Raw genomic sequence first — 24,528 nt, 5'->3', positions numbered from 1 at the left:
GTCAGGGACAACCCTGTGTGAAAAGAGGTCACCAGATGAAGCGCAAACGTGTCGGTGTACTGGCACTGGCCGGGCTGGCGTTGCTGAGCGTCACCGGCGTCGCGATCGGGTCGGCGAGCGCGGCCGCGGCGCCCTCCGAAAGCGGGTCCGCCGAGACGGCCGCGCACGGGCGGGGCCACGATGACCCCGTGATCATCGGACACCGCGGGGCGCCCGGCTACCGGCCGGAGCACACCCTCGCCTCGTACGAGCTCGCCTACCGGATGGGCGTGAACTGGGTCGACGTCGACCTCGTGCCGACCAAGGACGGCCAGCTCGTCGCCCGGCATGAGCCGGAGATCGGCGGCACGACCGACGTCGCGAACCACCCCGAGTTCGCGAACCGCAAGAAGACCCTGGTGATCGACGGCGTCTCGACGACCGGCTGGTTCACCCAGGACTTCACCCTCGCCGAGCTGAAGACGCTGCGCGCGGTCGAGCGGATCCCGGTCAACCGGCCGCACAACACGCTCTACAACGGCCGCTACCGGATCGCCACCTTCCAGGAGGTGCTCGACCTGACCAAGCGGCTCGGCAAGGAACTGCACCGGACGCTCGGCACCTACCCCGAGGTCAAGCACTCGACGTTCTTCCAGTCGATCGGCAACCCGGTCGAGCCGAAGCTGGTTTCGGCCCTCAAGAAGAACGGCCTCGACCGCCCGGACGCGCCGGCGATCATCCAGTCGTTCGAGGTGTCGAACCTGGTCGCGCTGCACAAGCAGGTCCGGACGCCGCTGCTGCAGCTGACGTCGGCTTCGGGCGCTCCGGCGGACTTCGTCGCGAAGGGCGACAAGCGGACGTACGCGGACCTCGTCACGCCGCAGGGCCTGCGCGAGGTCGCGAAGTACGCGAAGTACCTCGGGCCGGACAAGGCGCAGATCATCCCGCTGGACGCCGCCGGGAACCTGACCAAGCCGACCGCGATCGTCGCCGACGCGCACAAGGCCGGTCTCAAGGTGCAGCCGTACACGTTCCGGAACGAGAACCCGTTCCTGCCGGCGAACCTGCGCTCCTCGGCGGAGCCGGACGCCTACGGCAACGTGTTCGCCGAGGAGGAGGCGTTCTTCAAGGCGGGCGTCGACGGCTTCTTCGCCGACCAGGCGGACACCGCGCTGGAGTCGCTGCACGCGTTCCTGGGCCGGTAATCGCGTTGCCGTGAGGGGCGCCTTCGGGGACTCTTTCGTCCATGAAGGCGCCCCTCACGGAGTTCTCCGGCGTGGTGCTCGTGACCCGCGGCGACGAGACGCTGGTGTCCGAGGCACGCGGGTACGCGCACATCGGCCACCGCGTCGAGAACACCGTCGACACGCGGTTCGCGATCGCCAGCGGCATCAAGGGGTTCACCGCGCTGGTCGTCGTCGGACTGGTCGCCGACGGGCGGCTTTCGCTCGAGACGACCGCCCGGTCGGTGCTGGGCGCCGACCTGCCGTTGATCGACGACGCCGTCACGGTCGAGCACCTGCTGACGCACACGTCCGGCATCGGCGACTACTACGACGAAGAGGTGGACCCGCCGGCGGACCCGCTGCTCGCCACGTCCGCCGACTACCTCGCCGCGCTCGCGGGTTTTCCGCAGCGGACTCCGCCCGGCGCGGAGTTCAGGTACAACAACGGCGCCTTCGCCGTCCTTTCCCTGCTCGCCGAACGGGTCGCGGGCAGACCATTCCCCGACCTCGTGCGCGAGCGCGTCTGCGAGCCCGCCGGGATGGCCGACACGGCGTTCCTCCGGTCGGACGCGCTGCCCGGCCGGACCGCCACCGGCTACCTGGAAGACGGCCGCACCAACGTGTTCAGCGTGCCGGTCCGGGGCTTCGGCGACGGCGGGATCTACAGCACCGCGCCGGACATCCGGAAGTTCTGGCCCGCGTTCCTCGACGGCCGGATCGTGCCCGGCCAGTGGGTGAACCGGATGCTGCGCCCGCACGCTCCGGGCTACGGGCTGGGGTTCTGGCTGCCGCGGCCGGGCGCGGTGCACCTCGACGGCGGCGACCCCGGCGTCACGTTCTGGAGCACGCACTCCGGCGGCATCACGGCCACCCTGATCTCGAACGACCACCGCGGCGGCGGGCCGCTGCTCCGGTGGCTGGACGAGTTCTTGACGAAGGCTTGACACCCCTCGCTCACCAGGGCTAACTTCGGCGGATTCAATGGTCTGGCCGCATACCTTTCAAGAGGTGCCCGATGGATGTTTCCGACCAGCAGACCACTCCCGACCACGATGACGACTCCGCACGCTTGCACCAGCTGGGCTACGCGCAGGAGCTCAAGCGGACGATGTCGGGGTTCTCGAACTTCGCCGTCTCGTTCACCATCATCTCGATCCTGTCCGGCTGCCTGACGCTCTACGGCTTCGGCATGAAGACGGGCGGCCCGGCCGCGATGATCTGGGGCTGGCCGCTGGTCGGGATCTTCGTCATCCTGGTCGGCCTGGGCATGGCCGAGGTCTGCTCCAGCTACCCGACCGCGGGCGGCCTGTACTACTGGGCGGCGCGGCTGGCGCGGAAGAACGGCCCCGCGTGGTCGTGGTTCACCGGCTGGTTCAACCTCGTCGGGCAGATCGCCGTCACCGCGGGCATCGACTTCGGCGCGGCGCTGTTCCTCAACGCGTTCCTCGACCTGCAGTGGGGCTTTTCGGCGACGCCGGGGCACACGATCCTGCTGCTCGCGATCATCCTCGTGGTGCACGGCCTGCTGAACACCTTCGGCGTCCGGATCGTGGCGATCCTCAACAACGTCAGCGTGTGGTGGCACCTCATCGGCGTGCTGGTGATCGTCGGCGTGCTCATCTTCGTGCCGGCCAAGCACCAGGACGCGTCGTTCGTCTTCGGCAGTTTTGTGAACCAGACGGGCTGGGGCTCGGCGTTCTACGTCTTCGCGCTGGGTCTTCTGGTGGCGCAGTACACGCTGACCGGCTACGACGCGTCGGCGCACATGACGGAGGAGACGAAGAGCGCGGCGACGGCCGGGCCGCGCGGCATCGTGATGTCGATCGTGGTTTCGCTCGTCGCGGGCTGGATCCTGCTGATCGGCCTGACGTTCGCGATCCAGGACTACGACGGCGCGGTCGGCTCCGCCACCGGCGTCCCGCCCGCGCAGATCTTCATCGACGCGACCGGCGCGGTCACCGGCAAGTTCCTCCTGCTGATCTGCATCGGCGCGCAGCTGTTCTGCGGCATGGCGTCGGTGACGGCGAACTCGCGGATGATCTACGCGTTCGCGCGGGACGGCGCGATCCCGGGGTCGAACTTCTGGCACAAGATCAACAAGCGCACGCAGACCCCGACCAACGCCGTCTGGCTCGGCGCGGGCGGCGCGCTGGTGCTGGCCCTGCCGTACCTGTGGAGCGCGACGGCTTACGCGGCGGTGACGTCGATCGCCGTGGTGGGGCTGTATGTGGCGTACGTGATCCCGGTGTTCCTGCGGGTGCGGCAGGGTGACGACTTCGAGCGCGGGCCGTGGCACCTCGGGCGCTGGGGCAAGCCGGTCGGGATCATCGCGACGACGTGGGTCGTGATCATCTTCGTGCTGTTCATGCTGCCGCAGGTGTCCCCGGTGACGGTGGATTCGTTCAACTACACGCCGATCGCGTTCCTCGTGGTGCTCGGCGGCGCCGCGCTGTGGTGGGTGGTGTCGGCGCGGAAGTGGTTCAAGGGCCCGAAGGTTCAAGGCTCGGAGGCCGAGCTCGCGGCTGTCGAACGGGAGCTGAAGGAGCTCGGCTGACGCTCGGCGCGAGTTGTCGTGGGGGGGGGGGGGGGGTGGGGGCGACCCCCCCCCCCCCCCCACGACAGCTGCGGCAGACTCAGGAAGTCGCTTGGCTTTCCTTTGCGGGTGCGGGTTCCTGCGCCGGGGACTGGCGGCCCGGGCGGACCACCGTCACCGCCGCCGCGCCCAGGGCGCCCACTCCCGCGAAGGCGTAAAACCCCCACGGGTACGCGATTCCCGCCGTCAGCAGCGCGCCGCCCAGGAGGGGACCGGAGATCGCGCCGATGCGGCCGATGCCCGCCGACCAGCCGAGGCCGGTCGCGCGGATCGCGTCCGGGTAGATGCGGCCGATGTACGCGTACACCAGCACCTGCGCGCTGAACACAAAACAACCGGTCAGGAACACCGCCGCGTACAGCCCGACCGCGGGCAGCTTCACGCTCAGCAGCGCGAGGAACACCGCGCCCAGGCAGAACCAGACGATCGCCGACGGGCGGATGCCGACGCGGTCGGCGACCCGGCCCGCGACGAGCAGCCCGACGATGCCGCCGACGTTCAGCGTCAGCAGCAGGCTCAGCGCGGCGCCGAGCGGGTACCCGGCCTGGCGCATGATCTCCGGCAGCCAGGTGTTCAGGCCGTACACCAGCAGCAGGCCCATGAACGACGTCACCCAGAACGCGATCGTCGCGCGCAGCAGGCCGCCGCGGAACAGGCCGGCGACGGCGTGCCCGGCCGACCGCTCGGTCTCGCGGACCCGCTGGAACGTCTCGGACTCCGGCAGGAACTTCAGCATCAGCGGGATCAGCACGACGGCCGGCAGCGCCCCGGCGACGAACATCGCGCGCCAGCCCAGCGGCGAGATGAGGACGATGCCCAGCAACGCCGTCAGCACCGCGCCGACGTGGTAGCCGGTCATCACGGTCGTGGTCGCGCTGCCGGCCTTGCCGCGGCGCGCGTACTCCGTGACCAGCGTGATGGCCGTCGGCAGGCAGCCGCCGAGGCCGAGCCCGGCGACGAACCGCAGCAGGCCGAAGACGAACGTCGAGGGCGCGAACGCGCACAGCAGCGTGCACACCGAGAACAGTGCCACGGAGATGATCAGCGACTTCCGGCGGCCGATGACGTCGGTGATCGTGCCGATCGCCAGCCCGCCCAGCATCATCCCGGCCAGCCCGACCGTCGAGACGACCGACGCCGTGCCGGGTGTCAGGCCCCAGACGTGGTCGCGGAGGAGCACGGGCAGCACGGTGCCGAGCACGACCAGGTCGAACCCGTCGAGCAGGACGGCGGTCCAGGCCAGGGGCACGACCCAGGAGCGAGCGCCAGGGGACATGGGGAACCTCCGGTTGTGCGTCGGTGCACATGATCCGCACAGGTGTGCGTAGTGCGCACACTCAACCACGGCGAACTCGGCGTAAGCCAGGTCACTTCCACTGACCGGAAGCCGAGCACAACGCCGCTCCCTGCGCGAAGATCACGCGCGTGGAGATCCTGACGCTGATGGGCGTGCTCGCCGGATCGTTGGCGCTGACGGCGTTCGCCCGCCGGTACAACCTGTCCGCGCCGCTGCTGGTGGTGGTCGTCGCGCTCGGGGTCGCGCTGATCCCCGGGGTGCCGCGGTTCGAGCTGGAGCCGGAGCTGGTGCTCACGGTCGTGCTGCCGCCGTTGCTCTACTCGACGTCGCTCGAAAGCTCGTTGACGCACTTCAAGAACAGCCTGCGGCCGATCGTCGCGCTGGGCGTGGTGCTGGTCGCGGTGACGGCCGTGGTCGTCGCGTTGGTTGTGCACCTGCTGCTGCCGGACGTGCCGTTCGCCTCCGCGCTGGTGCTCGGCGCGGTCGTGGCGCCACCGGACGCCGTGACGGCGGTGGCGATCGGGCGCAAGCTCGGCCTGCCGCGGCGGGTGATGACCGTGCTGACCGGCGAAAGCCTGGTCAACGACGCCGCCGCGCTGACGCTCTACAAGGTCGCGCTCGCCGCGGTCGCGGGCACCGCGGGCTCGGCCGGGCACGGGTTCGCCGTGTTCGGCGTGGCGACCGTGCTGGGCATCGCGGTCGGCCTGGCGATTGGCGCCCTCGTCGTGGGGATCCGGCGGCTGCTCGACGACCCGCTGCTCGAGTCGGCGTTCGGGATCATCGTGCCGTTCGGCGCGTACGTCACCGCCGAGCACCTGCACCCGTTCGGCGAGGAGTTCAGCGGGTCGGGGGTGCTCGCCGTGGTCGCCGCGGGCCTCTACCTGGGCGCGCGCTCGCTGTACGCGTCACCCGCGACACGCATGCAGGACAGATCCGTCTGGGCGTCCATCGACGTCCTGCTGGAGGCGCTGGTGTTCGCGCTGATGGGGCTGCAACTCCCGTTCGTGCTCGACGGCGCCCAGCACGCGGCGCGCGACAACGGCACGCTCGCGCTGGTCGCGGTGGTCGTGCTGCTGGTGACGATGCTGGTGCGCGTCCCGGCGGTGTTCGTCTTCGCCTACCTGCCCCGGGCGATGCGCCTGTTCGGCCGCGGCCGCGCGGCGCCGGCGTGGCGGACACTGGCGGTGCTCTCGTGGACCGGCATGCGCGGCGTCGTCACACTCGCGGCGGCGGCCGGTGTCCCCGCCGACACACCGGGGCGTGAGGAGATCCAGCTGTTCGCGTTCGCCGTCGCGATCGGGACGGTGCTGATCCAGGGGCTCACACTGCCGCCGTTGATCCGGGTCTTGAAGGTGCAGGACCCTTCGGAGGCGTCGCGCGACGAAGCCGAGGAGCTCGCGGCGCGCGAGGTCGCGCAGAAGGCGGCGCACGAACGACTTCGCGAGATCGGCCGCGACCGGCTGGCCACCCTGGACCTGCCGCCCGAGAAGGTCGAACGGCTCAAGCAGCGGCTGGAGCGGCTGATCGACACGCGCTACCGGTTCGCCGAAGCCACGATCAAGCTGTCGGGCGAGGACCGGCCGGGCACCCCGCAGGCGCAGTTCGCGAAGGCCCGGAAGGAGCTGCTGATCATCCAGCGCAAGGCGATGATCGAGGAGAACCGCGCGGGCCGGCTTGACGACGAAATCCTGCAGAAGGTGCTGCGTGAGCTGGACCTGGAGGAGCTGTCGGTGACGGCGACCCTCACGAACCGATTGAGCTGACGACCTCCCAGGTCCGTCGTCGCTCTTCGCTGGAGCGGAGGCCGGTCTGCGAGACGAGGACGTCGGTGGCGCCCGCGTCGTAGTAACGCTGGAGCCCTGCGAGGACGGTTTTCTCGTCGCCGATGAGCGCGAGGTCGGCCGCGTGGCCGACGCCTTCCGCGTCGAGGATCCGGCGGTACGACGGAATCCGGCCGTAGAAGGACATCTGCTCGACGGCTTTCGCACGGACGGCGTCCGGGTCGTCGGTGACGATGGCCGGGACGGCGGCGATGATCCGCTTCCCCGCCATGGCCGGCACGATCAGCTCGGAAAGCGCTCTCGGCCCGGCTAGGAAGGGCAGGGTCCCGTCGGCGAGCTCGGCGGTGACCCGCAAGGCCTGCGGCCCCATGGCGGCGACGATGACCGGGACGTCACCGCCCACAGTGGACGGTCCGGGTACGTGCGCCTGGACGGTCTCGCCGTCGAAGTCGACGGCCTCCCCGGCAAAGGCGCTTCGGAGGACGGTCAGGTACTCGCGCAGGTGCCGGATCGGCGGCGGGTAGTCAACGCCGTAGACGGGACCGAGGAAGCCTTTCGAGCCGAGCCCGATGCCGAGGGTGAACCGCCCACCGGCGGCGGCTTGGGCGGTCTGCGCGGCACCGGCGACGAGCAGCGGGTGGCGCGGGTAGGTCGGGACGACGGAGGTGCCGACCTCGATCCCGGGCACTTCCCGCCCGGCCAGCGCGGCGACGGTGATGGCGTCCTGGCTGAGGGGGAGCTGCGAGAACCAGACGGACTTCAGCCCGGCATCGGCGGCTTGCCGGGCCTGGGCGAGCAGTTCGTCGACGAGGTTCGGCGCGGACTCGGTGTCGCCCGCGGGGAGCGTGACTCCGATGGTCATGATCCCAAGCTAGCGCCGGTGGCCATCGATTTCCGGCTTCCCAGGACTTGAGAACCCGAGCGAAGCCTTCGAGATTCGCCCACCCTGGGCGAACTGCCGATCACCGAGGAGCACCCATGTCGCTGACCGACGTCATCGAAGGAACCCGCCGGGCCGTCGACGCCGACCCGCACAACGCCGCCGTCTCCTTCAGTGTTGACCACACCCTGAAGCCCGGCACGAAAACCGAAGTCGAGGTGAAGGTCCGCGACCACAGCTTCACCGTCGACGAGCCGCCCGCGCTCGGGGGGACCGACCAGGCCGCCAACCCCGTCGAGTTCGCGCTCGCCGCCCTCGGGTCCTGCCAGGTGATCACCTACCAGTTCTGGGCGGCGAAGCGCGGCATTCCGCTCGACTCGATCAAGGTCACCGTCGACGGTGACCTCGACCTCCACGGCTTCTTCGGCTTCTCCTTCAACACCCGCCCCGGTTTCGGGGACGTGCGGGTGTCCGTCGAACTGGAAGGCCCGGCGAGCCGGGAGCGCTACGAAGACCTCAAGCGTGAGGTCGACGAGCACTGCCCGGTGCTCGACCTGTTCCGCAACGAGACGCCGGTCAGCACGAAACTGACTTAGACGAACTGGTGCCGCACGATCGTCTGCTCGCGGCCCGGGCCCACGCCGATCGCCGAGATCCGGGCGCCCGACAGCTCCTCCAGGCGCTCGACGTACGCGCGCGCGTTCGCCGGGAGCTCCTCGAACGTGCGGCACGCCGAGATGTCCTCGAACCAGCCCGGGTGCTCTTCGTAGATCGGGATCGCGTGGTGGACGTCGGTCTGGGTCATCGGCATGTCCTGCGTGCGGAAGCCGTCGACCTCGTACCCGACGCACACCGGCACCTTCTCCAGGCCGGACAGCACGTCCAGTTTGGTGAGGAAGTAGTCGGTGATGCCGTTGACGCGCACCGCGTAGCGCGCGATCACCGCGTCGAACCAGCCGGTGCGCCGCGAGCGGCCCGTCGTGACGCCGAACTCGCCGCCCTGCTTGCGCAGGTACTCGCCGGACTCGTCGTGCAGCTCGGTCGGGAACGGGCCGGAGCCGACGCGGGTCGTGTACGCCTTGAGGATGCCGAGCACCGTGGTGATCCGGCCCGGGCCGATGCCGGACCCCGCGCTCGCGCCGCCGGACGTCGGGTTCGACGACGTCACGAACGGGTACGTGCCGTGGTCGACGTCCAGGAGCGTGCCCTGTGAGCCCTCCAGCAGCACCGTCTCGCCGCGCTCGAGGGCCTGGTTGAGCTGCAGCCGCGTGTCGGCGATGCGGTGCGCGAACTTCTCGCCGGCGCTCAGCACCTCGTCGGCGACCTCGTTCGCGTCGAGCGCCTTGCGGTTGTAGACCTTCACCAGCACCTGGTTCTTGAACTCCAGGGCGGCTTCGACCTTCTGGCGGAAGATCTTCTCGTCCAGCAGGTCCTGCACGCGGACGCCGACGCGGGCGATCTTGTCCTGGTAGCACGGGCCGATGCCGCGGCCGGTGGTGCCGATCTTGCGGCTGCCGAGGTAGCGCTCGGTGACTTTGTCGATGGCCACGTGGTACGGCATGATCAGGTGCGCGTCGGCGGAGATCAGCAGCTTGGACGTGTCGACGTCCCGCGCTTCCAGCCCCGAAAGCTCTTCGAGCAGCACACCCGGGTCGACGACCACGCCGTTGCCGATGACGTTGGTCACGCCCGGCGTGAGGATCCCGGACGGGATGAGGTGCAGGGCGAAGTTCTCGCCGTTCGGCAGCACCACGGTGTGCCCGGCGTTGTTGCCACCCTGGTAGCGGACGACCCACTGGACCCGGTCACCCATCAGGTCGGTGGCCTTGCCCTTGCCTTCGTCCCCCCATTGGGCACCGATGAGCACGATGGCCGGCATGTGACACTCCAAGGTGTTCGACGACGTGAGGTTTAGTGTCCCGGACGGACACCGGTGGCGCTGAGGAAATGCCGGTGCATGACTGTAACGGAGGTCCCGCGGGTGCGCGGACTAGTGGTGGCCTGTGGTGACTCGGCGGCCGGCTTCGAAGAAGTCGATGACGTCGAATCGATCCGTGTGCCCAGCCGCCCGGGCAAGACGGAAATCGACCCCTTGCTGGGCGAACACGATCACCTGGTGGTGTCCGGCACCGACGCGGACCTGGCCGCGGTCGTGCTGCGGCTGCTGCGGAAGGACGCGATCTCGGGCGTGTCGGTCGGGTTCGTGCCCTCGGCGCCGGACTCGTCGGTCGCCGCGCTCTGGGGCCTGCCGAAGTCGCCGCTGCAGGCCCTCGCGCTCGCCCTGCGCGGTGACGTCGACCCGGTGCCGCTGATCCGCGACGATGTCGGCGGGGTGCTCGTCGGGCGCGGGCTGCTGCGGCTGGTCCGCGGGGTGGCCTACTGCGACGAGCAGGTCGCGCTGCGCGGGCCGGCCGCGTCGATCGAGGTGACGCCGGACCCCGGCGGCCCCGGCCTGGCCGTGCGCGTGGTGAAGGGGACCATCTTCAAGCGGCCGACCACGCTGTACTCGCGCGCGTTCCAGATCGGCTGCATCCCGACCCGGCCGGTCAGCGACGACGTCGTGCACGAACGCGCGGTGAACAAGTGGACCTGGTACCGGCACACCGAGGATCTCCGCCTGGTTCGCGGGGCGGTCTGACCTGGCACTTTCACTCACGCGTGCGCGCGCGGACACGCAGCGTTCACGAACGGGCAGCAACATGTCACCTATACGTGTTGCACTCACCACTCCCGTGTATCAGGGTTAGCTGTCCCCACATCTGACACGGAGGCAGCAAAATGCCAACCAGGCGTGCTGTTCGTCATTCCTTGACCGTTCTCGCGGCCACCGCCGTGCTCTCCGGGACGCTGGTCAGCGTCGCCGAAGCCACTCCGCCGGGCATCCCGTCGGCTTCGACGGCGAAGACCGAGCTCGCGTCCCTCACCGTCAAGGCCGACGGTTCGCAGACCGGCTACAGCCGGGACAAGTTCCCGCACTGGATCGACCAGGGCAACGGCTGCAACACCCGCGAGGTCGTCCTGAAGCGCGACGGCACGAACGTGCAGGCCGGCTCCGACTGCGCGCCGACGTCCGGCTCGTGGTTCAGCCCGTACGACGGCGCGACCTGGACCGCCGCGTCCGATGTGGACATCGACCACGTCGTGCCGCTCGCGGCCGCGTGGCGCACCGGCGCGTCGGCGTGGACGACCGCGCAGCGCCAGGCGTACGCGAACGACCTCACCGACCCGCAGCTGATCGCCGTGACGGACAACGTCAACCAGGAGAAGGGTGACAAGTCGCCCGACCAGTGGAAGCCGCCGCTCACCAGCTACTGGTGCACCTACGCGAAGATGTGGACCGCGGTGAAGTACAAGTTCAAGCTGACGATCAGCACCGCGGAGAAGAGCGCGCTGACGGACATGCTCGGCCGCTGCTGATCCCGGCCCCCGAGTCAAGGGGGAATCCCCGCGGTGCCAGGTGATGGGACCGCCGTTCGCTCCGTGAGACGGCCTCCAGCGCGGAACTAGCGTCGCGCTCGAAGACGCAACCGCTCCCCGCTGGAGGCCGTCCGGTGTCCCCACTCTTCCGCGCCCGCAACGCCGCGGCCCTGCTCGCCCTGCCGATCCTGCTGACCGCCTGCTCCGCCGCCGGCACCGAGCAGGCCGACGCCGGCCCGCCGAAACCCGGCGGCACGCTGCGCCTCGGCATCTCCTCGGCGCCCGACTGCGTCGACCCGCAGCAGACCGCCACGAACGCGTCCATCAACGTCGCGCGCCAGCTGGTCGACTCGCTGACCGACCAGGACCCGAAGACCGGCGAGATCAAGCCGTGGCTGGCCGAGAAGTGGGAGATCAGCGCCGATTCGACGGCGTTCACCTTCCACCTGCGGCCCGGCGCGACCTTCTCCGACAACAGCCCGGTCGACGCCGCCGCGGTGAAGACCAGCTTCGACGGCATCAAGGCCCTGGGCACGAAAGCCCAGCTCGGCTACGGCTACCTCGCCGCGTACAAGGCGTCGACGGTCGTCGACCCGCAGACCGTGCGGATCGAGTTCTCCTCGCCCAGCGCCCAGTTCCTGCAGGCCAGCTCGACGATGTCGCTCGGCGTGCTCGCGCCCGCGGCGTTCAAGAAGACGCCGGAGCAGCGCTGCCAGGGCAACGGCCTGATCGGCTCCGGGCCGTTCGTCTTCGAAAGCCTGAAGCAGAACCAGGAGATCGTCCTGGCGAAGCGCAAGGGGTACGCGTGGGGCTCGTCGCTGTTCAAGCACCAGGGTGAGGCCTACCTCGACAAGATCGACTACAAGATCGTGCCGGAGCCCGGCGTCCGCACCGGCAGCCTCGCGTCCGGTCAGCTCGACGCGGCCACCGACATCCAGCCGGTCGACGAGCCGCAGTTCGCCGGCAACGGCTTCACCGAGAACATCCGGCCGAACCCCGGCGTCGTGTTCAACCTGCACGCGAACACCGCCCGCGGGGTGCTGGCCGACGAGAAGGTGCGCCAGGCCGTGCTCAAGGGCGTCGACCGCACCGAAGTCGTGAACACCGTGCTGACGGCGAACTACAAACCCGCCACCAGCATCCTCGGCTCGGCGACGCCGTTGCACAGCGACCTTTCGCGGCAGCTCGCGTACGACCGGAAGGGCGCGGCCGCGCTGCTCGACGGCGACGGCTGGGCACCCGGACCCGACGGGATCCGCACGAAGAACGGGCAGCGGCTGAGCGCGTCCGTGGTGTTCTCGCCGGTGTTCAACCAGAACCGCAGTGTGCTGGAGCTGGTGCAGCAGCAGCTGCGCAAGATCGGCTTCGACCTGAGGATCGAGCAGCACACGACGGCCGAGACCACGCAGATCCAGCTGGCCGGGAACTACGACTTCCTCTGGTACAACGTCACGCGCGCCGACCCGGACATCCTGCGCGGCCAGTTCTCGACGAAGGCGGGCAACCGCAGCAAGCTCGCCCCGGGCAACCCCCTGGACGTGGCGCTGGACGCTCAGTCGTCCACTGTGGACAACGCGAAGCGCAAGCCGTCGGCCGACGAGGTCCAGCAGCTGATCGTCGACCACGCCTACGCGATCCCGGTCTTCGAGCTGACCCAGGTCGTCGCGCTGAGCTCGAAAGCACACGCCGTCGACTTCGAGGCGTCGTCACGGCTGCAGCTGTTCGACGCGTGGCTCTCGTGAGGCGCTACCTCCTCCGCCGGGCCGGGCAGGCGGTTTTTGTGCTGTGGGCGGCGTTCACGCTGTCGTTCCTGATCCTCTACCTGCTGCCGGGGGACGCCGTTTCGGCGAAGCTCGCCAGCGGTGAGGCGGGTTCGTCGGCCACGCCCGAGCAGCTCGCCGCCGCCCGCGCGGAGTACGGCCTCGACTCACCCCTGCCGGTCCAGTACCTGAAACGGCTGGTGGCGGCGTTGCACGGCGACTTCGGCCGCAGTGTCGCGACCGGTGACGACGCCACGCACATGGTCGTCACGGCGTTGCCGCCGACGCTCGCCGTGACGAGCCTGGCGCTGGTGTTCGCGGTGCTGTTCGGCGGTGGCTCGGCGTTCCTCGGCACGTTCACGCGGTTCCGCTGGCTGCGGCAGGCGCTGCTGTCGTTGCCGTCGCTGGCGATCTCGCTGCCGCCGTTCTGGGTCGGGCTGCTGCTGATCCAGTTCTTCTCGTTCCGGCTGCGGCTGCTGCCGGCGCTGGGCACACAGGGCTTCTCGGCGGTGCTCCTGCCCGCGGTCACCCTCGCGCTGCCGACCGGCGCGATCATCGGCCAGGTGCTGGCGAAGAGCCTGGCCACGCAGCAGGAACAGCCGTACGCGGAGATCGCGGCGGCCAAGGGCGCGAGCCGCTGGCGCGTCCACTTCGGACACCTGCTGCGCAACGCGGCGGTGCCGACGCTGACCGTCGCCGGGGTGGTGGCGGGCAACCTCGTCGCGGGTTCGGTGATCACCGAGACGGTGTTCTCGCGCGACGGCGTCGGCCGGATCACCGCGGCCGCCGTCACCGCGCAGGACGTCCCGGTGGTGCAGGCGGTGATCGTGCTGGCCGCGCTGGTGTTCGTGGTGCTCAACCTGAGCGTCGACCTGCTGTACCCGCTGCTCGACCCGCGCATCGCCCGGACGCCGGAGGTGGCCCGTGGTTGACCTTGCCCTCTCGAAGCGGAGCTTTCACGTGAAAGCTCCGCCTGGGCTCGTGATCGCCGTCGCCGTGCTGGCGTTCGTGCTGCTCGCGGCCTTCGTGCCGGGCCTGCTGACCGGCTACGACCCGATCACCGGCGTCCCGGCCGAGCGGCTCCAAGGTCCTTCGCTGCACCACTTGTTCGGCACCGACGAAACCGGCCGTGACGTCTACGCGCGGGTCATCCACGGCGCGTCGCTCTCCCTGCGGGCGACCGCGATCGCCGTGCTCGTCGCGCTGGTCGCGGGCTCGGCGCTCGGCCTGCTGGCCGGGTTCCGCGGCGGCTGGGCCGACACCGCGATCATGCGGGTGGTCGACGTCTTCCTCGCCATCCCGCCGATCCTGCTGTCGCTGGCCCTAGTGACGGCGCTGGGCTTCGGCACGACGAACGTCGCGATCGCCGTCGGCATCGCGAACCTCGCCGCCTTCGCGCGGGTCATGCGCGCGGAGGTGCTTCGAGTGCGAAACGGCGTGTTCGTCGAAGCCGCGCGGGCTTCCGGGGTGCGCTGGTCCGGCGTGTTGCTGCGGCACGTCCTGCCGAACGCGGCGGGCCCGGTGCTCGCGCTGGCGACTTTGACGCTCGGCACGGCCGTGCTCGAAGTGTCGGCGCTGAGCTTCCTCGGGTTCGGCGCGACGCCGCCGACGCCGGAGTGGGGCTCGCTCGTCGCGGGCGGCCGCAGCTTCCTGGCCACGGCCTGGTGGATGACGACGTTCCCGGGCCTGACGGTGGCGGCGGTGGTCCTCGCCGCGAACCGGCTGTCCCGCGCGCTGGACGGAGGAGACCGATGACCCTGCTGCGGATTGCGGACCTGGCCGTGTCGTACCGGAAGGTCCCGGCCGTGCGTGACGTCGGCTTCGACGTCGGCGCGGGCGAGGTGGTCGCCGTCGTCGGTGAGTCGGGTTCGGGCAAGTCGACCACGGCGCACGCGGCGATCGGCCTGCTGCCCCGCGGCGGCCGCGTCGACGGCGGCTCGATCACCTTCGACGGCCGGGACCTGCTTTCGCTGTCGGACAAGCAGTGGCGTGGGGTGCGCGGGCGCGAGATCGCGCTGGTGCCGCAGGACCCGGCGGTCTCGCTGAACCCCGTGCACCGGGTCGGCGACCAGGTCGCGGAGGTGCTGAAGATCCACGGCCTCGCGGACCGGCGATCCGCGTCCGCGCAGGCGATCGAACTGCTCGAACGCGCGGGCGTCCCTGACCCGTCGCGAAGGGCGCGGCAGTACCCGCACCAGCTGTCCGGTGGTCTTCGGCAGCGTGTGCTGATCGCGTCGGCGCTGGCCGGGCGGCCGAAGCTGATCATCGCGGACGAGCCGACGTCCGCGCTCGACGTCACGGTGCAGCGCCGGATCCTCGACCACCTGACGTCGCTGGCCGCGGAGTCGGGGACGGCGATCCTGCTGATCACGCACGACCTCGGCGTCGCGGCCGATCGTGCGTCGCGGATCGTGGTGCTCTCGCAGGGTTCGGTGGTCGAACAGGGTTCCTCGGTGGTGAGCGCGCCGACGCACGCCTACACCCGGCAGCTGCTCGCGGCGGCGCCGAGCATGACGAGCGCCTTGCGACCACCCGCACCGGCCGCCGAGCCGCTGGTCTCGGTGCGCGACCTGGCGAAGACGTTCGACGGCGGCATCCGCGCGGTCGACGGGATCTCGTTCGACGTCCCCCGCGGCCAGACGCTGGCGTTGGTCGGCGAGTCGGGCTCGGGCAAGTCGACGACGGCGCGGATGGTGCTCCGGCTGGAGACCCCGTCGGCGGGGTCGGTTTCCTTCGACGGCCGGGACATCACGGCGTTGGCCGGTCCGGAGCTGCGGCGGCTGCGGCGGCGGATGCAGATCGTGTACCAGAACCCGTACGCGTCGCTGAACCCGAAGTTCTCGATCGAGGACGTCGTCGCGGAGCCGTTGCGGGCGTTCGGGCTGCCGCGCAACCGGGTCCCCGAGCTGCTGGAGCAGGTGGCGCTGCCGGCGTCGATGGCGCGCCGCAAGCCGGCGGAGCTGTCGGGCGGGCAACGCCAGCGGGTGGCGATCGCGCGGGCGCTGGCGTTGCGGCCGGACCTGGTGGTGTGCGACGAACCGGTGTCCGCGCTGGACGTCTCGGTGCAGGCCCAGATCCTGCGGCTGCTGGCCGAGCTGCAGGCGGAGCTGGGGCTGTCGTACCTGTTCATCTCCCACGACCTGGCGGTGGTCCGGCAGCTCGCGGACCAGGTCGGCGTGCTGCGCGAGGGCGAGCTGGTGGAGCTGGGCCCGGCCGCGCAGGTGCTGCACGAGCCGCGTTCGGAGTACACGAAGGAACTGCTGGACGCCATTCCCGGGCGGTCGGTCCAGGAGGTCGGCTGAGACAGGAACCGGACAGGATCGACGGTGTGTGCTTTTCCCACCACCGCCGGTGACGTATGGTCTGGACCATGCGGAGGATCGGCGTGGCCTTCGTGGCCTTGGTGCTGATGATTTCGGGTGCGGTGCCGGCTTCGGCCGCCGCCGGGCGCAGGGTTGTGGTCTATTACCAGACCATCTACAACGGCTCCACCTACGTCTCGCCGCTGCCGCTGCGGGACGCCGGGGCCACCGACGTCATCGTCGGGGCGATCCACCTCGACACGAACAGTGTGGTGCACCTCAACGACGATCCGCCGAACGCGAGCAAGTTCACGCGGATGTGGCAGGACCTCGCGACCCTGCGCAGCCAGGGTGTGCACGTCCTCGCCTTTGTCGGCGGGGCCGCGGCGGGCAGCTTCCAGCGGCTCGAAACGCAGTTCGACACCTACTACCCGTTGTTGCGGAACCTCATCCGGACGTACTCGCTCTCCGGCATCGACCTCGACGTCGAAGAGCACATGTCCAACGGCGCCCTGAACAAGCTGATCGACGCCCTGCGCGCGGACTTCGGCAGCTCGTTCCTCGTCACCCTCGCCCCGGTGGCGACCGAGCTCAGCGGTGGTGGCGGGCTCTCGGGCCTCAACTACGACACGCTCTACCGCGACCGCGGCGCGCAGATCTCCTGGTTCAACGCGCAGTTCTACTGCGGCTGGGGCTCCCTGAGCAGCACGTCCGGCTACGACAACATCATCCGCCGCGGGATCGTGCCCGCGAGCAAGGTGGTCGCCGGGACCGTGACCAACCCGGCGAACTGCAGTGGTTACGTCGCCATGTCGACCCTGCAGTCGACGGTCCGGAGCCTCATCGGGAAGTACTCGGACTTCGGCGGGATCGACGGCTGGGAGTACTTCAACTCGCTGCCCGGCGGGACGTCGGCGCCGCAGCAGTGGGTGCAGCAAATCGCTCCGGTCGTGAAGGGCTGACCGGTACGCTCGGGCGGTGCGGATCCTCTTCTCGTGCCGCCCGGCGTACGGCCACCTGTTCCCGTTGGTGCCCCTCGCGAACGCGGCGCGCGCGGCCGGGCACCACGTCGTGTTCGGCACCGGCGAAGCGTTTGTGCCCCAGGTGCGTGACCTCGGCTTCGAGGTTCACCGCGCCGGGATCGGCATCGGCGAGGCGGAGACCGAAGCCAAGAAACGGCACGGCGAGGACGCCGGCCTCCTCGACGTCGGCATCACGATGTTCGCCGAGCTGCTGCCGCGCTCGCTGCTCGACGACCTGGCCCCGCTGCTGCCCGAGCTGCGTCCGGACCTGGTCGTCTACGAGATGAGCGACGTCGGCGCCGGCATCGCGGCGCGGCGCGCGGGCATCCCCGCCGTCTCGGTCGTGATCGGGCGGTCGATGTCGCCGGCCATCCTGGAAGTCGCGGCCGAACGGCTGGCGCCGCTCTGGGGCGCGCCCCCCGCGAACGCCGTCCTCGGTGACGCGTGTGTCGACGTCTGGCCCGACAGCGTCCGTGACCCCGGCACCGCGGGGGTGCCGAAGGTGTTCCGCATGCGCCCGACGCCGTTCGACCCGGACGTCCCCCTGCCCCCGCTCCCGCCGGACGGCTTTGTGTACCTGACGCTCGGCACCGTGGTCTTCGGCGCCCCGGGAGTCCTGCAGGGGGCGATCGCCGCGCTGTCGCGGCTGGACGTCGACGTGCTGGTGGCGCTCGGTCCCGGCGACCCGGCAGTGCTCGGCCCGCTGCCGGACCGGGTGCACGCCGCCGGGTTCGTGCCGCAGGGCGAGGTGCTGAAGCACGCGGGGCTGGTGGTCCACCACGGCGGCACCGGCACGGTGCTCGCCACGCTCGCCGCGGGTCTGCCGCAGCTGGTGCTGCCCCAGGGCGCCGACCAGTTCGCCAACGCGGAGACGCTGTCGGGGTCGGGGCTGGCGAAGGCGCTGGTGGGCGACGCGATCACGGTCGAAGCGATCGGGACGGCGGTCCGCGAGCTGCTGGACGACCCGAAGCCCCGCGAGATCGCGCGCGGGGTGGCGGCGGAGATCGCGGCGATGCCCACGCCGGACCAGGTGCTGGCCGAGCTGGTCGCCACGATGTCGTGAGTGGTAATTCGGGTTAGAACCCTAATTACCACTCACGAGGGCCAGGATCTCCCGTGCCACGGCGTCGTTCTGCCGGAACGACAGCGCGTTCGTCCGCGGCCGGGTGAAGGCCGCCGCCGAGCGGGCGCTCGTGTGGGGGCCCACCGCGAACCGGTGCGGGTGGGCCTGGCCGGTCCCGTCGAGCAGGCGGGAGTCCGACACCCGCGTGTGGATCCGGCCCGACGGCAGCAGAACCCCCGTCACCGGGTCGGCCACCGTCTCCTCGGCCAGCTCACCGGCGTCGCGCAGCTGCCGGAGCAGGCCGTCCGCCGCGCGGGTCACGCTCGGGCCCGGCAGGCGGGCCTCGACCAGCGTCCGCGCCGAAACCGTGCCCGGGTAGCTCGTCGACGACGCCACGAACACGCCGTCCACCGCCGTCACCGCCATCTCGGCGCCGGCGAACGAGACCACGCCGGCTTCGTGCAAAGCCAGCAGCTCCTCCAGCCGACGCGGCGGCGGACCGCTGGCGTAGTAGGAGAAGAACCCGTGGAACCAGCCGTCCATGTCGGACACCTGCGACGCCGCGTTCAACCGTCCTTTTTGGACCAATGTGGGCAGCTGGGCGTACACCGACAGCAACGCCATGAACGCGCCCAGGTCGGCGCTGAACTCCCGGTCGGCCCGCCGCGCCAGGTCGGCCTCGACGTACTCGCGCAGCTCCTTGCCGAACTCCTCCGCCGAGCCGAACTCGCGGCCCGCCATCGGCCGGTCCAGCCGGTCGAGGTCGAGACGGTCCGCTTCGGCGGGCACCGCCCGCTGGACGAGGTCGCGCATGCCCGGCGAGTCCCAGTCCAGGTCCGCGAAGGCGTCGGCGAACACGGCGAAGTCCATCCGCACCCGGTCCGGGTGCCCGGTGAACAGCTCGCTGTAGAACCCCCAGGCCAGCTCCTTGGCGACCAGCGGCCAGACGTCCGCGCGGAAGTCGAGGGCCGCGCCGGGGAGCTCGTCCATCGTGTACGCGTCGAAGAACCTGGGCAGCCGCAACGGTTTCCCGCGCAGCCGGTAGCCGATCTTCGCGTGGTAGGGCACCCCGCGCCGGGAGCCGACGTGCAGCACCGGCTCGGCGCCGCTCGGGTGGTAGCGGAGGCCGCCGCCGGCCAGCTCCTCGAACCGCCCGCCGCGGCCCTCGGTCAGCAGCAGCATCAGGTCGACGAACGCCAGCCCGAACCCGCGCACCAGCACGGTTTCGCCCGGGGTGATGCCGGAGTAGTCGACGTCGGCGGTGTACCCGGCCGGGTAGTAGGCCAGCCCGTGCCCCGCGGCGAACGCCGCCAGCTCCCGCTCCCGCTCGTCCGGGTCCGCGTCGAGGTGCCCGACGGTGAACACCACGGCGTCCGCGCGCAGCGTCGTGCCGTCGGACAGCTCCACCGCACCACCGTCGACCCGCACCGCCCGCGCCGCGTGCTCGACGACGTCGACCTCGCCGGGCAGGTCGGCGACGACCTTGCGGTACACCCAGGTCAGGTAGGCGCTCTGCAGCCGCCGGGTCGGGAAGTCGAAGCTGTCCAGCGCGGTCAGCTCGGCGACGACGTCCGGGGGCACCTCGGCGTCGAGCACGCCGTCCCGCACCTGGCGCGCCCACTCGAGCAGCGACGGGCCGGGCAGCACCGGGCCGGCCATCTTCACCGAGTCGTCGGTGAACATCGTGACGTCTTCGGGCATGGAGTTCATCCGCAGCAGCGGCGACTGGTCGTGGCGCCAGACCCGGCCGGGCCCGGGCGGGAACGGGTCGATCAGGTGCACCTCGAGCCGGCGGCCGCCGAGCAGCTCCGCGGCGTTCGCGCCGAGCCGTTCGAGGACGCCGACCCCGCGGGGTCCGGCGCCCACGACGGCGAGGCTGAACGGCGGGAGATCGGCCACAAAACCGAAGCTACGCCCGCGCCTGAGCAGGAGAAGGGCGTCCCACAGGGCGGAATTCCGGGTGCGACCAATCAGCACCGGCACCGGCGCCGAATGCCTCCCGCACGTCGGTGAAAGGAGTGGCTTTTGTCCTTCGTCCACCCAGGCGCCCGGGCCTTCGCAGCACGTCCCCGGCCGGGAAGACTTGGCCGGTGAGATCGGCCCGCCGCACCGCGTCCACACCGCGCAGGACGTCGTCGGCACCCTGCTCAGGGGGAACTGGGCGATCTTCGCCCACGAATGGGCCGATCCGGACGGGATCGACCCGAAGCACTGGCGTGACGTCGTCGAGGCCGCTTCGGAGGCGGCCGGGGTCGACGTCGAGTTCGTGGTCATCCCGCGCCGGTCCCTGACCGTCGTGTTCAACCGGGCGGCCCCGCCCACCTTCGAGCAGGTCCGCACGTCGATCGAAGTGATCGAAAAGCACCGGCGCTAGTCCCGCCACCCCGGTAGCCACCTCACCCCGCGCGAGGTGGCTACTTTTGCCTCTGGTCCTGCGCCAACGGGTGCGGAATGATCCATTGGTGACTCCTGGGCGACCGGTCAGACACTGCGGGCTATCGTCTGACCCGTTCGGGAAAGCTCCGTGACACCTTCGATACCGGCGAAAGAACCTAGGAATTCACCAACAGTCACGGGACACTGGCTGAGGTAACTCACGTACCGTGACTGCCTTATGACCGACTGGTCGTCTCGTCACCGGCGGTCATGAGAAGGGCGCGGTCTGCACGAGGTCGGGAGAAAACGCATGGCAGCACCGCCGGACCAGGTCACGTTCCGCGAGGTGTTCGGGATCGCCGAGTTCCGGGCACTGTGGTTCGGGGAACTGCTGTCGATCGCCGGTGACCAGCTGGCCCGGGTCGCGCTGTCCATCCTGGTGTTCACCGGGACCAACTCCGCCACGCTGACCGGCCTGACGTACGCCCTGACCTACGCGCCGTCCCTGCTCGGCGGCATCTTCCTCACCGGCTTCGCCGACCGCTTCCCCCGCCGCTCCGTGATGGTGCTGGTCGACGTCCTGCGCGCCGCGCTGATCCTGCTCGTCGCCCTGCCCGGGATGCCGTTCTGGCTGATGTGCGTGCTGGTCGGCGGCGTCTCGCTGGTGAACCCGCCGTTCAAGGCGTCCCAGCTCGCGCTGCTGCCGCAGGTGCTCGAAGGCGACCGGTTCGTCGTCGGCATGGGCATCCGCAGCATGACCGTGCAGAGCGCCCAGCTGCTCGGGTTCGCCGGCGGCGGCGCGCTGCTGATCGCGCTCGACCCGCACGTCGCGCTGGTCATCGACGCTGCGACGTTCGTCCTCTCCGCCCTGTTCATCCGGCTTGGTGTCCGCGCCCGGCCGGCCGCGGCGAGCGGTGAGCAGCGCAAGTCCTTCTTCGCGACGCTCGGCGGTGGCGGCCGGACGGCGTTCGCGAGCTCGCCGCTGCGCACGCTGGTGCTGTTCACCTGGCTGATGGGGCTCCTGCCGGTCTACGAGGGCATCGCGGCGCCGTACGTGGCGGCCTCCGGCGGTGGCCCGTCGGCGATCGGCCTGCTGCTCGCGGCCGACCCGATCGGCAGTGTCATCGCGACGTTCGTCTACACGCGCTGGGTCCCCGCCCGGCTGCGGCCGAAGCTGATCGCCCCGCTCTCGGCGTTGTGCGCGGTGCCGCTGGTGCTGTGCTTCCTGAACCCCGGGCCGGTCGCGTCGATCGTGCTGTTCATCGTCTCCGGCGGCTTCGGGACCGTCTGCCTGCTGCAGGCGACCGCGTCACTGACGCTGGCCGTGCCCGACGAGCAGCGGGCGCAGGTGATGGGCCTGTCCAACACCGGACTGACCACGATGATGGGCGTCAGCCCGCTGATCGGCGGTGTGCTCGCGGATCAGCTGAGCCCGCACGGGACCGTCGGGATATTCGGCATCGTCGGAGTGGTGCTCACCCTGCCGCTGGCGGCGCTGTGGGCGCGGGCCCTGGCGGGCGAGCCGGAGCGAGGGAACGACAAAGAAGCCGCACGCGCCGAACATGCTTGACATGCCCCGCGCGTGGGCTCGACCTGCGCGACCTTGCGGTGCGCTGTGCGGTCACTGTTCTTTGCCGCGCATCGCTGGCCACCTCTCGTTCCGGTGTCAAAGAAAAAGTACACACCGATTGCCCTTGTGGACAGCTGGCAAACGGTCTGAAACTGTCTGTGAGTACTTTGTCACCGAACATCCGCGCAAGGGGCTGGGGGAAAAATGGTCACATCGGGGGAACAGGGCGGCCAAGACTTGATTTCTCGCGTGCGGGGCTGGGCACTGTGGACACGCCCCCGCGACTGGATCATCGCCACGCTGACCGCCATCACGGTCATGCTCACGTGGACGGCCGTGTCCCTGTTGACCGTGCCGGTCACGCTCGCCCAGGTTGGCACGTTTGCGCTGCTCACAGCCTTGGCGGTGACCCAGACGGAGGTCAGCCGGCGGCTGGAGCGGCAGCGCCGCATCCTCAGCCAGGGGCCCTACATCTCGATGACTTCGGTGTGGCTGCTGCCCGCCGGCCTGCTGCTGCCGGCTCAGCTGGTCGCCGCGCTCGGGTTCGTGCTCTACGTGTATCTCGCGTTCCGTAGTTGGTCTGGCACCCGTCCGGGTGAATTTCACCGCGTCGCCGCCAACGCCACGACGATGATCTTGTCGGCGTTCGCCGGGGGTGTCGTGGGTCACATGACCCTCGGCAGCGGCGTCGCGACCGTGACGCTGGCCGGCCTCGCGTTCTTCACGGTCAACACCGCGCTCACCGGTCTCGGCCTCTACCTCGCCGACCCCGAGAACGCGACCCCCGCGTCGTGCCTGGGCACCATGGACGACAACCTGCTCGAACTGTCCACTTTGTGCGTCGGCGCGCTGCTGGTGATGGTGCTCAACGAGGAGCCGCTGCTGTCGGGGCTGGTCATCCTGCCGCTGTACGTGCTGCAGCGGTCCGTGCTGATCAAGCGGCTCGAGGAGCTCGCCACCACCGACCAGAAGACCCAGCTGCTCAACGCCACCACCTGGCAGGACGGCGCCCAGCGCGAGATCTCGCGCGCCGAGCGTGAGCAGGGCAGCTTCGGCGCCATGATGATCGACCTCGACCACTTCAAGCGGATCAACGACACCTACGGGCACCTCGCCGGGGACGACGTGCTCAAGGCGGTCGCCGCCGTCGTCAAGCAGGAGACCCGGGCGCACGACCTGGTCGGCCGGTTCGGCGGCGAGGAGTTCGTCGCGCTGCTGCCCGCGACCTCCAAAGAGGACGCCATCGTCACCGCGGAGCGGATCCGGCAACGGGTCAGCGAGCTGATCATCAGCACCACGACCAACGAAGGCGCGGCCGTCGACATCAAACGCCAGACGGCGTCGATCGGCGTCGCGGCGTACCCGCTCGACGGGGTGTCCATCGAGGCGGTGATGGCGTCCGCCGACGCGGCCGTCTACGCGGCCAAACACGGCGGGCGGAACCGGGTGGTCGGTTCGGTCGCCCTACCCGAGATGGCCGTCGTCTAGCGCAGCCGCTCGATGACGTCGCTCGCCTTGGCCTGCAGGCGGGCGACGCCCCCGACGGTGAACTCGGTGAGCAGGTCGATGAGGGCCTCCTGGTCCGGCGGCGCGCCGTCCCAGGTGGCCTGGACCAGTGACTCGGTCATCGCGAAGAAGAGCGTGACGAGCGCGCGGTCGGCGCGCCCGGAGTCGATGCCGTGCGCGGCCCACCGCTTGCGGCTGGCTTCGGTGTAGACGACGGCCAGCCGCTCCCTCAGGCGGGTGAGGGCGGGGTCGCCCGCGCGCTCGGCCGCGCGGAGCACCCCGTAGGCCTCCGGGCTGTCCGCGACGAAGGTGACCATGTTGGCGTAGTTGGCCCGCGCCCAGGCCCGCAGGCCGGGCTGCGGGTCGGCCACCGACGGGCCCGCGATGGCGGCGAAGGCCCGCTCCTCGGTTTCGGCGACAACCTCGGCGAACAGCGTCGCGCGGTCGCCGAACTGCTCGTAGACGGCCTGGCGGGAGACGCCGGCCTCCCGCGCGATCTGCTCGATCGTCGCGCCCTGCATCCCGTGCTGCCCGACGACCTTCGCCGTCGCCTGCAGCACGCGCGCCCGTTGCTCCCCGACGGGGAGCTTGCGCGGCCGCCCGCGCGGAGCGGGGCTTGCCATGGTGACCACCTCACGGTTTACGCCTGCCGCGGCTCTCGTGAGTGTTTCGGGCGGTTCTAACCGCCCCGAACACCCACGAGGCCCGGTGTTCCTTCCGGCCGGTGGTTTTCGCTGCGGCGGGGTCGGGGTCGGT

At 70.4% G+C, this 24,528-nt stretch carries 21 protein-coding genes; 16 read left to right on the top strand and 5 right to left on the bottom strand.

Translation table 11 applies throughout. The features are described 5' to 3' along the window. Nucleotides 1-35 precede the first annotated feature (35 nt). The 3 genes from ACZ63E_RS02285 (at nucleotide 36) to ACZ63E_RS02275 (ending at nucleotide 3,759) form a co-directional block, all read left to right on the top strand. Complete coding sequence (locus ACZ63E_RS02285; protein WP_465333636.1) at nucleotides 36-1,184, top strand: glycerophosphodiester phosphodiesterase; 1,149 nt, start codon at nucleotides 36-38, stop codon at nucleotides 1,182-1,184. Between the two features lie 41 nt (nucleotides 1,185-1,225). Next, nucleotides 1,226-2,149 (top strand): serine hydrolase domain-containing protein, encoded by a 924-nt coding sequence (locus ACZ63E_RS02280; RefSeq protein WP_465333634.1) that lies wholly within the window; start codon nucleotides 1,226-1,228, stop codon nucleotides 2,147-2,149. A gap of 71 nt (nucleotides 2,150-2,220) precedes the next feature. Then, nucleotides 2,221-3,759: an amino acid permease gene (locus tag ACZ63E_RS02275; RefSeq protein WP_465333632.1), complete on the top strand. Its 1,539-nt coding sequence runs from the start codon at nucleotides 2,221-2,223 to the stop codon at nucleotides 3,757-3,759. Nucleotides 3,760-3,838: 79 nt separating this feature from the next. Here the strand turns inward: ACZ63E_RS02275 and ACZ63E_RS02270 are convergent, their stop codons facing one another. Continuing rightward, entirely contained in the window at nucleotides 3,839-5,074 is a 1,236-nt protein-coding gene (locus ACZ63E_RS02270) for an MFS transporter (protein ID WP_465333630.1), read from the bottom strand. Nucleotides 5,075-5,223: 149 nt separating this feature from the next. Here ACZ63E_RS02270 and ACZ63E_RS02265 point away from each other — a divergent pair, with 149 nt between their 5' ends. Next, complete coding sequence (locus ACZ63E_RS02265) at nucleotides 5,224-6,858, top strand: cation:proton antiporter (RefSeq protein WP_465333628.1); 1,635 nt, start codon at nucleotides 5,224-5,226, stop codon at nucleotides 6,856-6,858. Here ACZ63E_RS02265 and ACZ63E_RS02260 read toward each other — a convergent pair. Beyond that, nucleotides 6,839-7,738: a TIGR03564 family F420-dependent LLM class oxidoreductase gene (locus ACZ63E_RS02260; protein ID WP_465333626.1), complete on the bottom strand. Its 900-nt coding sequence runs from the start codon at nucleotides 7,736-7,738 to the stop codon at nucleotides 6,839-6,841. The genes ACZ63E_RS02265 and ACZ63E_RS02260 overlap by 20 nt on opposite strands. Nucleotides 7,739-7,854: 116 nt before the next feature. Between ACZ63E_RS02260 and ACZ63E_RS02255 the strand changes: the two genes are divergently transcribed. Continuing rightward, nucleotides 7,855-8,352: an OsmC family protein gene (locus ACZ63E_RS02255; protein ID WP_465333624.1), complete on the top strand. Its 498-nt coding sequence runs from the start codon at nucleotides 7,855-7,857 to the stop codon at nucleotides 8,350-8,352. Here ACZ63E_RS02255 and ACZ63E_RS02250 read toward each other — a convergent pair. After that, nucleotides 8,349-9,635 (bottom strand): adenylosuccinate synthase, encoded by a 1,287-nt coding sequence (locus ACZ63E_RS02250; protein ID WP_465312901.1) that lies wholly within the window; start codon nucleotides 9,633-9,635, stop codon nucleotides 8,349-8,351. The genes ACZ63E_RS02255 and ACZ63E_RS02250 overlap by 4 nt on opposite strands. A gap of 114 nt (nucleotides 9,636-9,749) precedes the next feature. Here ACZ63E_RS02250 and ACZ63E_RS02245 point away from each other — a divergent pair, with 114 nt between their 5' ends. The 8 genes from ACZ63E_RS02245 to ACZ63E_RS02210 all read left to right on the top strand — a co-directional run bounded on the left by ACZ63E_RS02245 (nucleotide 9,750) and on the right by ACZ63E_RS02210 (nucleotide 18,320). Continuing rightward, a complete protein-coding gene (locus ACZ63E_RS02245) occupies nucleotides 9,750-10,394 on the top strand; it encodes a hypothetical protein (RefSeq protein WP_465334356.1) in 645 nt (214 codons plus the stop codon). 140 nt (nucleotides 10,395-10,534) lie between these two features. Beyond that, the gene (locus tag ACZ63E_RS02240; protein WP_465333622.1) at nucleotides 10,535-11,173 is read left to right on the top strand and encodes an HNH endonuclease family protein; all 639 of its coding nucleotides are present in this window, start codon (nucleotides 10,535-10,537) and stop codon (nucleotides 11,171-11,173) included. 134 nt (nucleotides 11,174-11,307) lie between these two features. Continuing rightward, a complete protein-coding gene (locus ACZ63E_RS02235) occupies nucleotides 11,308-12,915 on the top strand; it encodes an ABC transporter substrate-binding protein (RefSeq protein WP_465333621.1) in 1,608 nt (535 codons plus the stop codon). Beyond that, nucleotides 12,912-13,865: an ABC transporter permease gene (locus ACZ63E_RS02230; RefSeq protein WP_465334355.1), complete on the top strand. Its 954-nt coding sequence runs from the start codon at nucleotides 12,912-12,914 to the stop codon at nucleotides 13,863-13,865. The genes ACZ63E_RS02235 and ACZ63E_RS02230 overlap by 4 nt, the downstream gene beginning before the upstream one ends. Nucleotides 13,866-13,893: 28 nt before the next feature. Beyond that, a complete protein-coding gene (locus ACZ63E_RS02225; protein ID WP_465333620.1) occupies nucleotides 13,894-14,688 on the top strand; it encodes an ABC transporter permease in 795 nt (264 codons plus the stop codon). Beyond that, entirely contained in the window at nucleotides 14,685-16,235 is a 1,551-nt protein-coding gene (locus ACZ63E_RS02220) for a dipeptide ABC transporter ATP-binding protein (protein WP_465333618.1), read from the top strand. The genes ACZ63E_RS02225 and ACZ63E_RS02220 overlap by 4 nt, the downstream gene beginning before the upstream one ends. Nucleotides 16,236-16,303: 68 nt before the next feature. After that, nucleotides 16,304-17,197, top strand: coding sequence for a glycosyl hydrolase family 18 protein (locus ACZ63E_RS02215; RefSeq protein WP_465333616.1), 894 nt, complete (start codon nucleotides 16,304-16,306; stop codon nucleotides 17,195-17,197). A gap of 16 nt (nucleotides 17,198-17,213) precedes the next feature. Continuing rightward, nucleotides 17,214-18,320, top strand: coding sequence for a glycosyltransferase (locus tag ACZ63E_RS02210; protein ID WP_465333614.1), 1,107 nt, complete (start codon nucleotides 17,214-17,216; stop codon nucleotides 18,318-18,320). A 21-nt stretch (nucleotides 18,321-18,341) separates the two neighbouring features. Here the strand turns inward: ACZ63E_RS02210 and ACZ63E_RS02205 are convergent, their stop codons facing one another. Beyond that, nucleotides 18,342-20,219 carry an FAD/NAD(P)-binding protein gene (locus ACZ63E_RS02205; protein ID WP_465333612.1) on the bottom strand — a complete coding sequence of 626 codons (1,878 nt, stop codon included), beginning with the start codon at nucleotides 20,217-20,219 and terminating at the stop codon, nucleotides 18,342-18,344. Nucleotides 20,220-20,403: 184 nt separating this feature from the next. Between ACZ63E_RS02205 and ACZ63E_RS02200 the strand changes: the two genes are divergently transcribed. From ACZ63E_RS02200 to ACZ63E_RS02190, 3 genes are all read left to right on the top strand, one after another. Then, a complete protein-coding gene (locus tag ACZ63E_RS02200) occupies nucleotides 20,404-20,694 on the top strand; it encodes a hypothetical protein (RefSeq protein ID WP_465333610.1) in 291 nt (96 codons plus the stop codon). Between the two features lie 312 nt (nucleotides 20,695-21,006). Further along, nucleotides 21,007-22,266 (top strand): MFS transporter, encoded by a 1,260-nt coding sequence (locus ACZ63E_RS02195; protein WP_465333609.1) that lies wholly within the window; start codon nucleotides 21,007-21,009, stop codon nucleotides 22,264-22,266. A gap of 318 nt (nucleotides 22,267-22,584) precedes the next feature. Beyond that, nucleotides 22,585-23,754 (top strand): sensor domain-containing diguanylate cyclase, encoded by a 1,170-nt coding sequence (locus ACZ63E_RS02190; protein ID WP_465313117.1) that lies wholly within the window; start codon nucleotides 22,585-22,587, stop codon nucleotides 23,752-23,754. On the opposite strand, the gene ACZ63E_RS02185 is transcribed toward ACZ63E_RS02190, so the two are convergent. Next, nucleotides 23,751-24,395, bottom strand: coding sequence for a TetR/AcrR family transcriptional regulator (locus tag ACZ63E_RS02185; RefSeq protein WP_465312891.1), 645 nt, complete (start codon nucleotides 24,393-24,395; stop codon nucleotides 23,751-23,753). The genes ACZ63E_RS02190 and ACZ63E_RS02185 overlap by 4 nt on opposite strands. Nucleotides 24,396-24,528: the final 133 nt, after the last annotated feature.

The organism is Amycolatopsis sp. NPDC104819 (assembly GCF_055583145.1).
The sequence above is the reverse complement of the archived record's forward strand: the minus strand, read 5'-3'. Positions and strand labels throughout refer to the sequence as shown.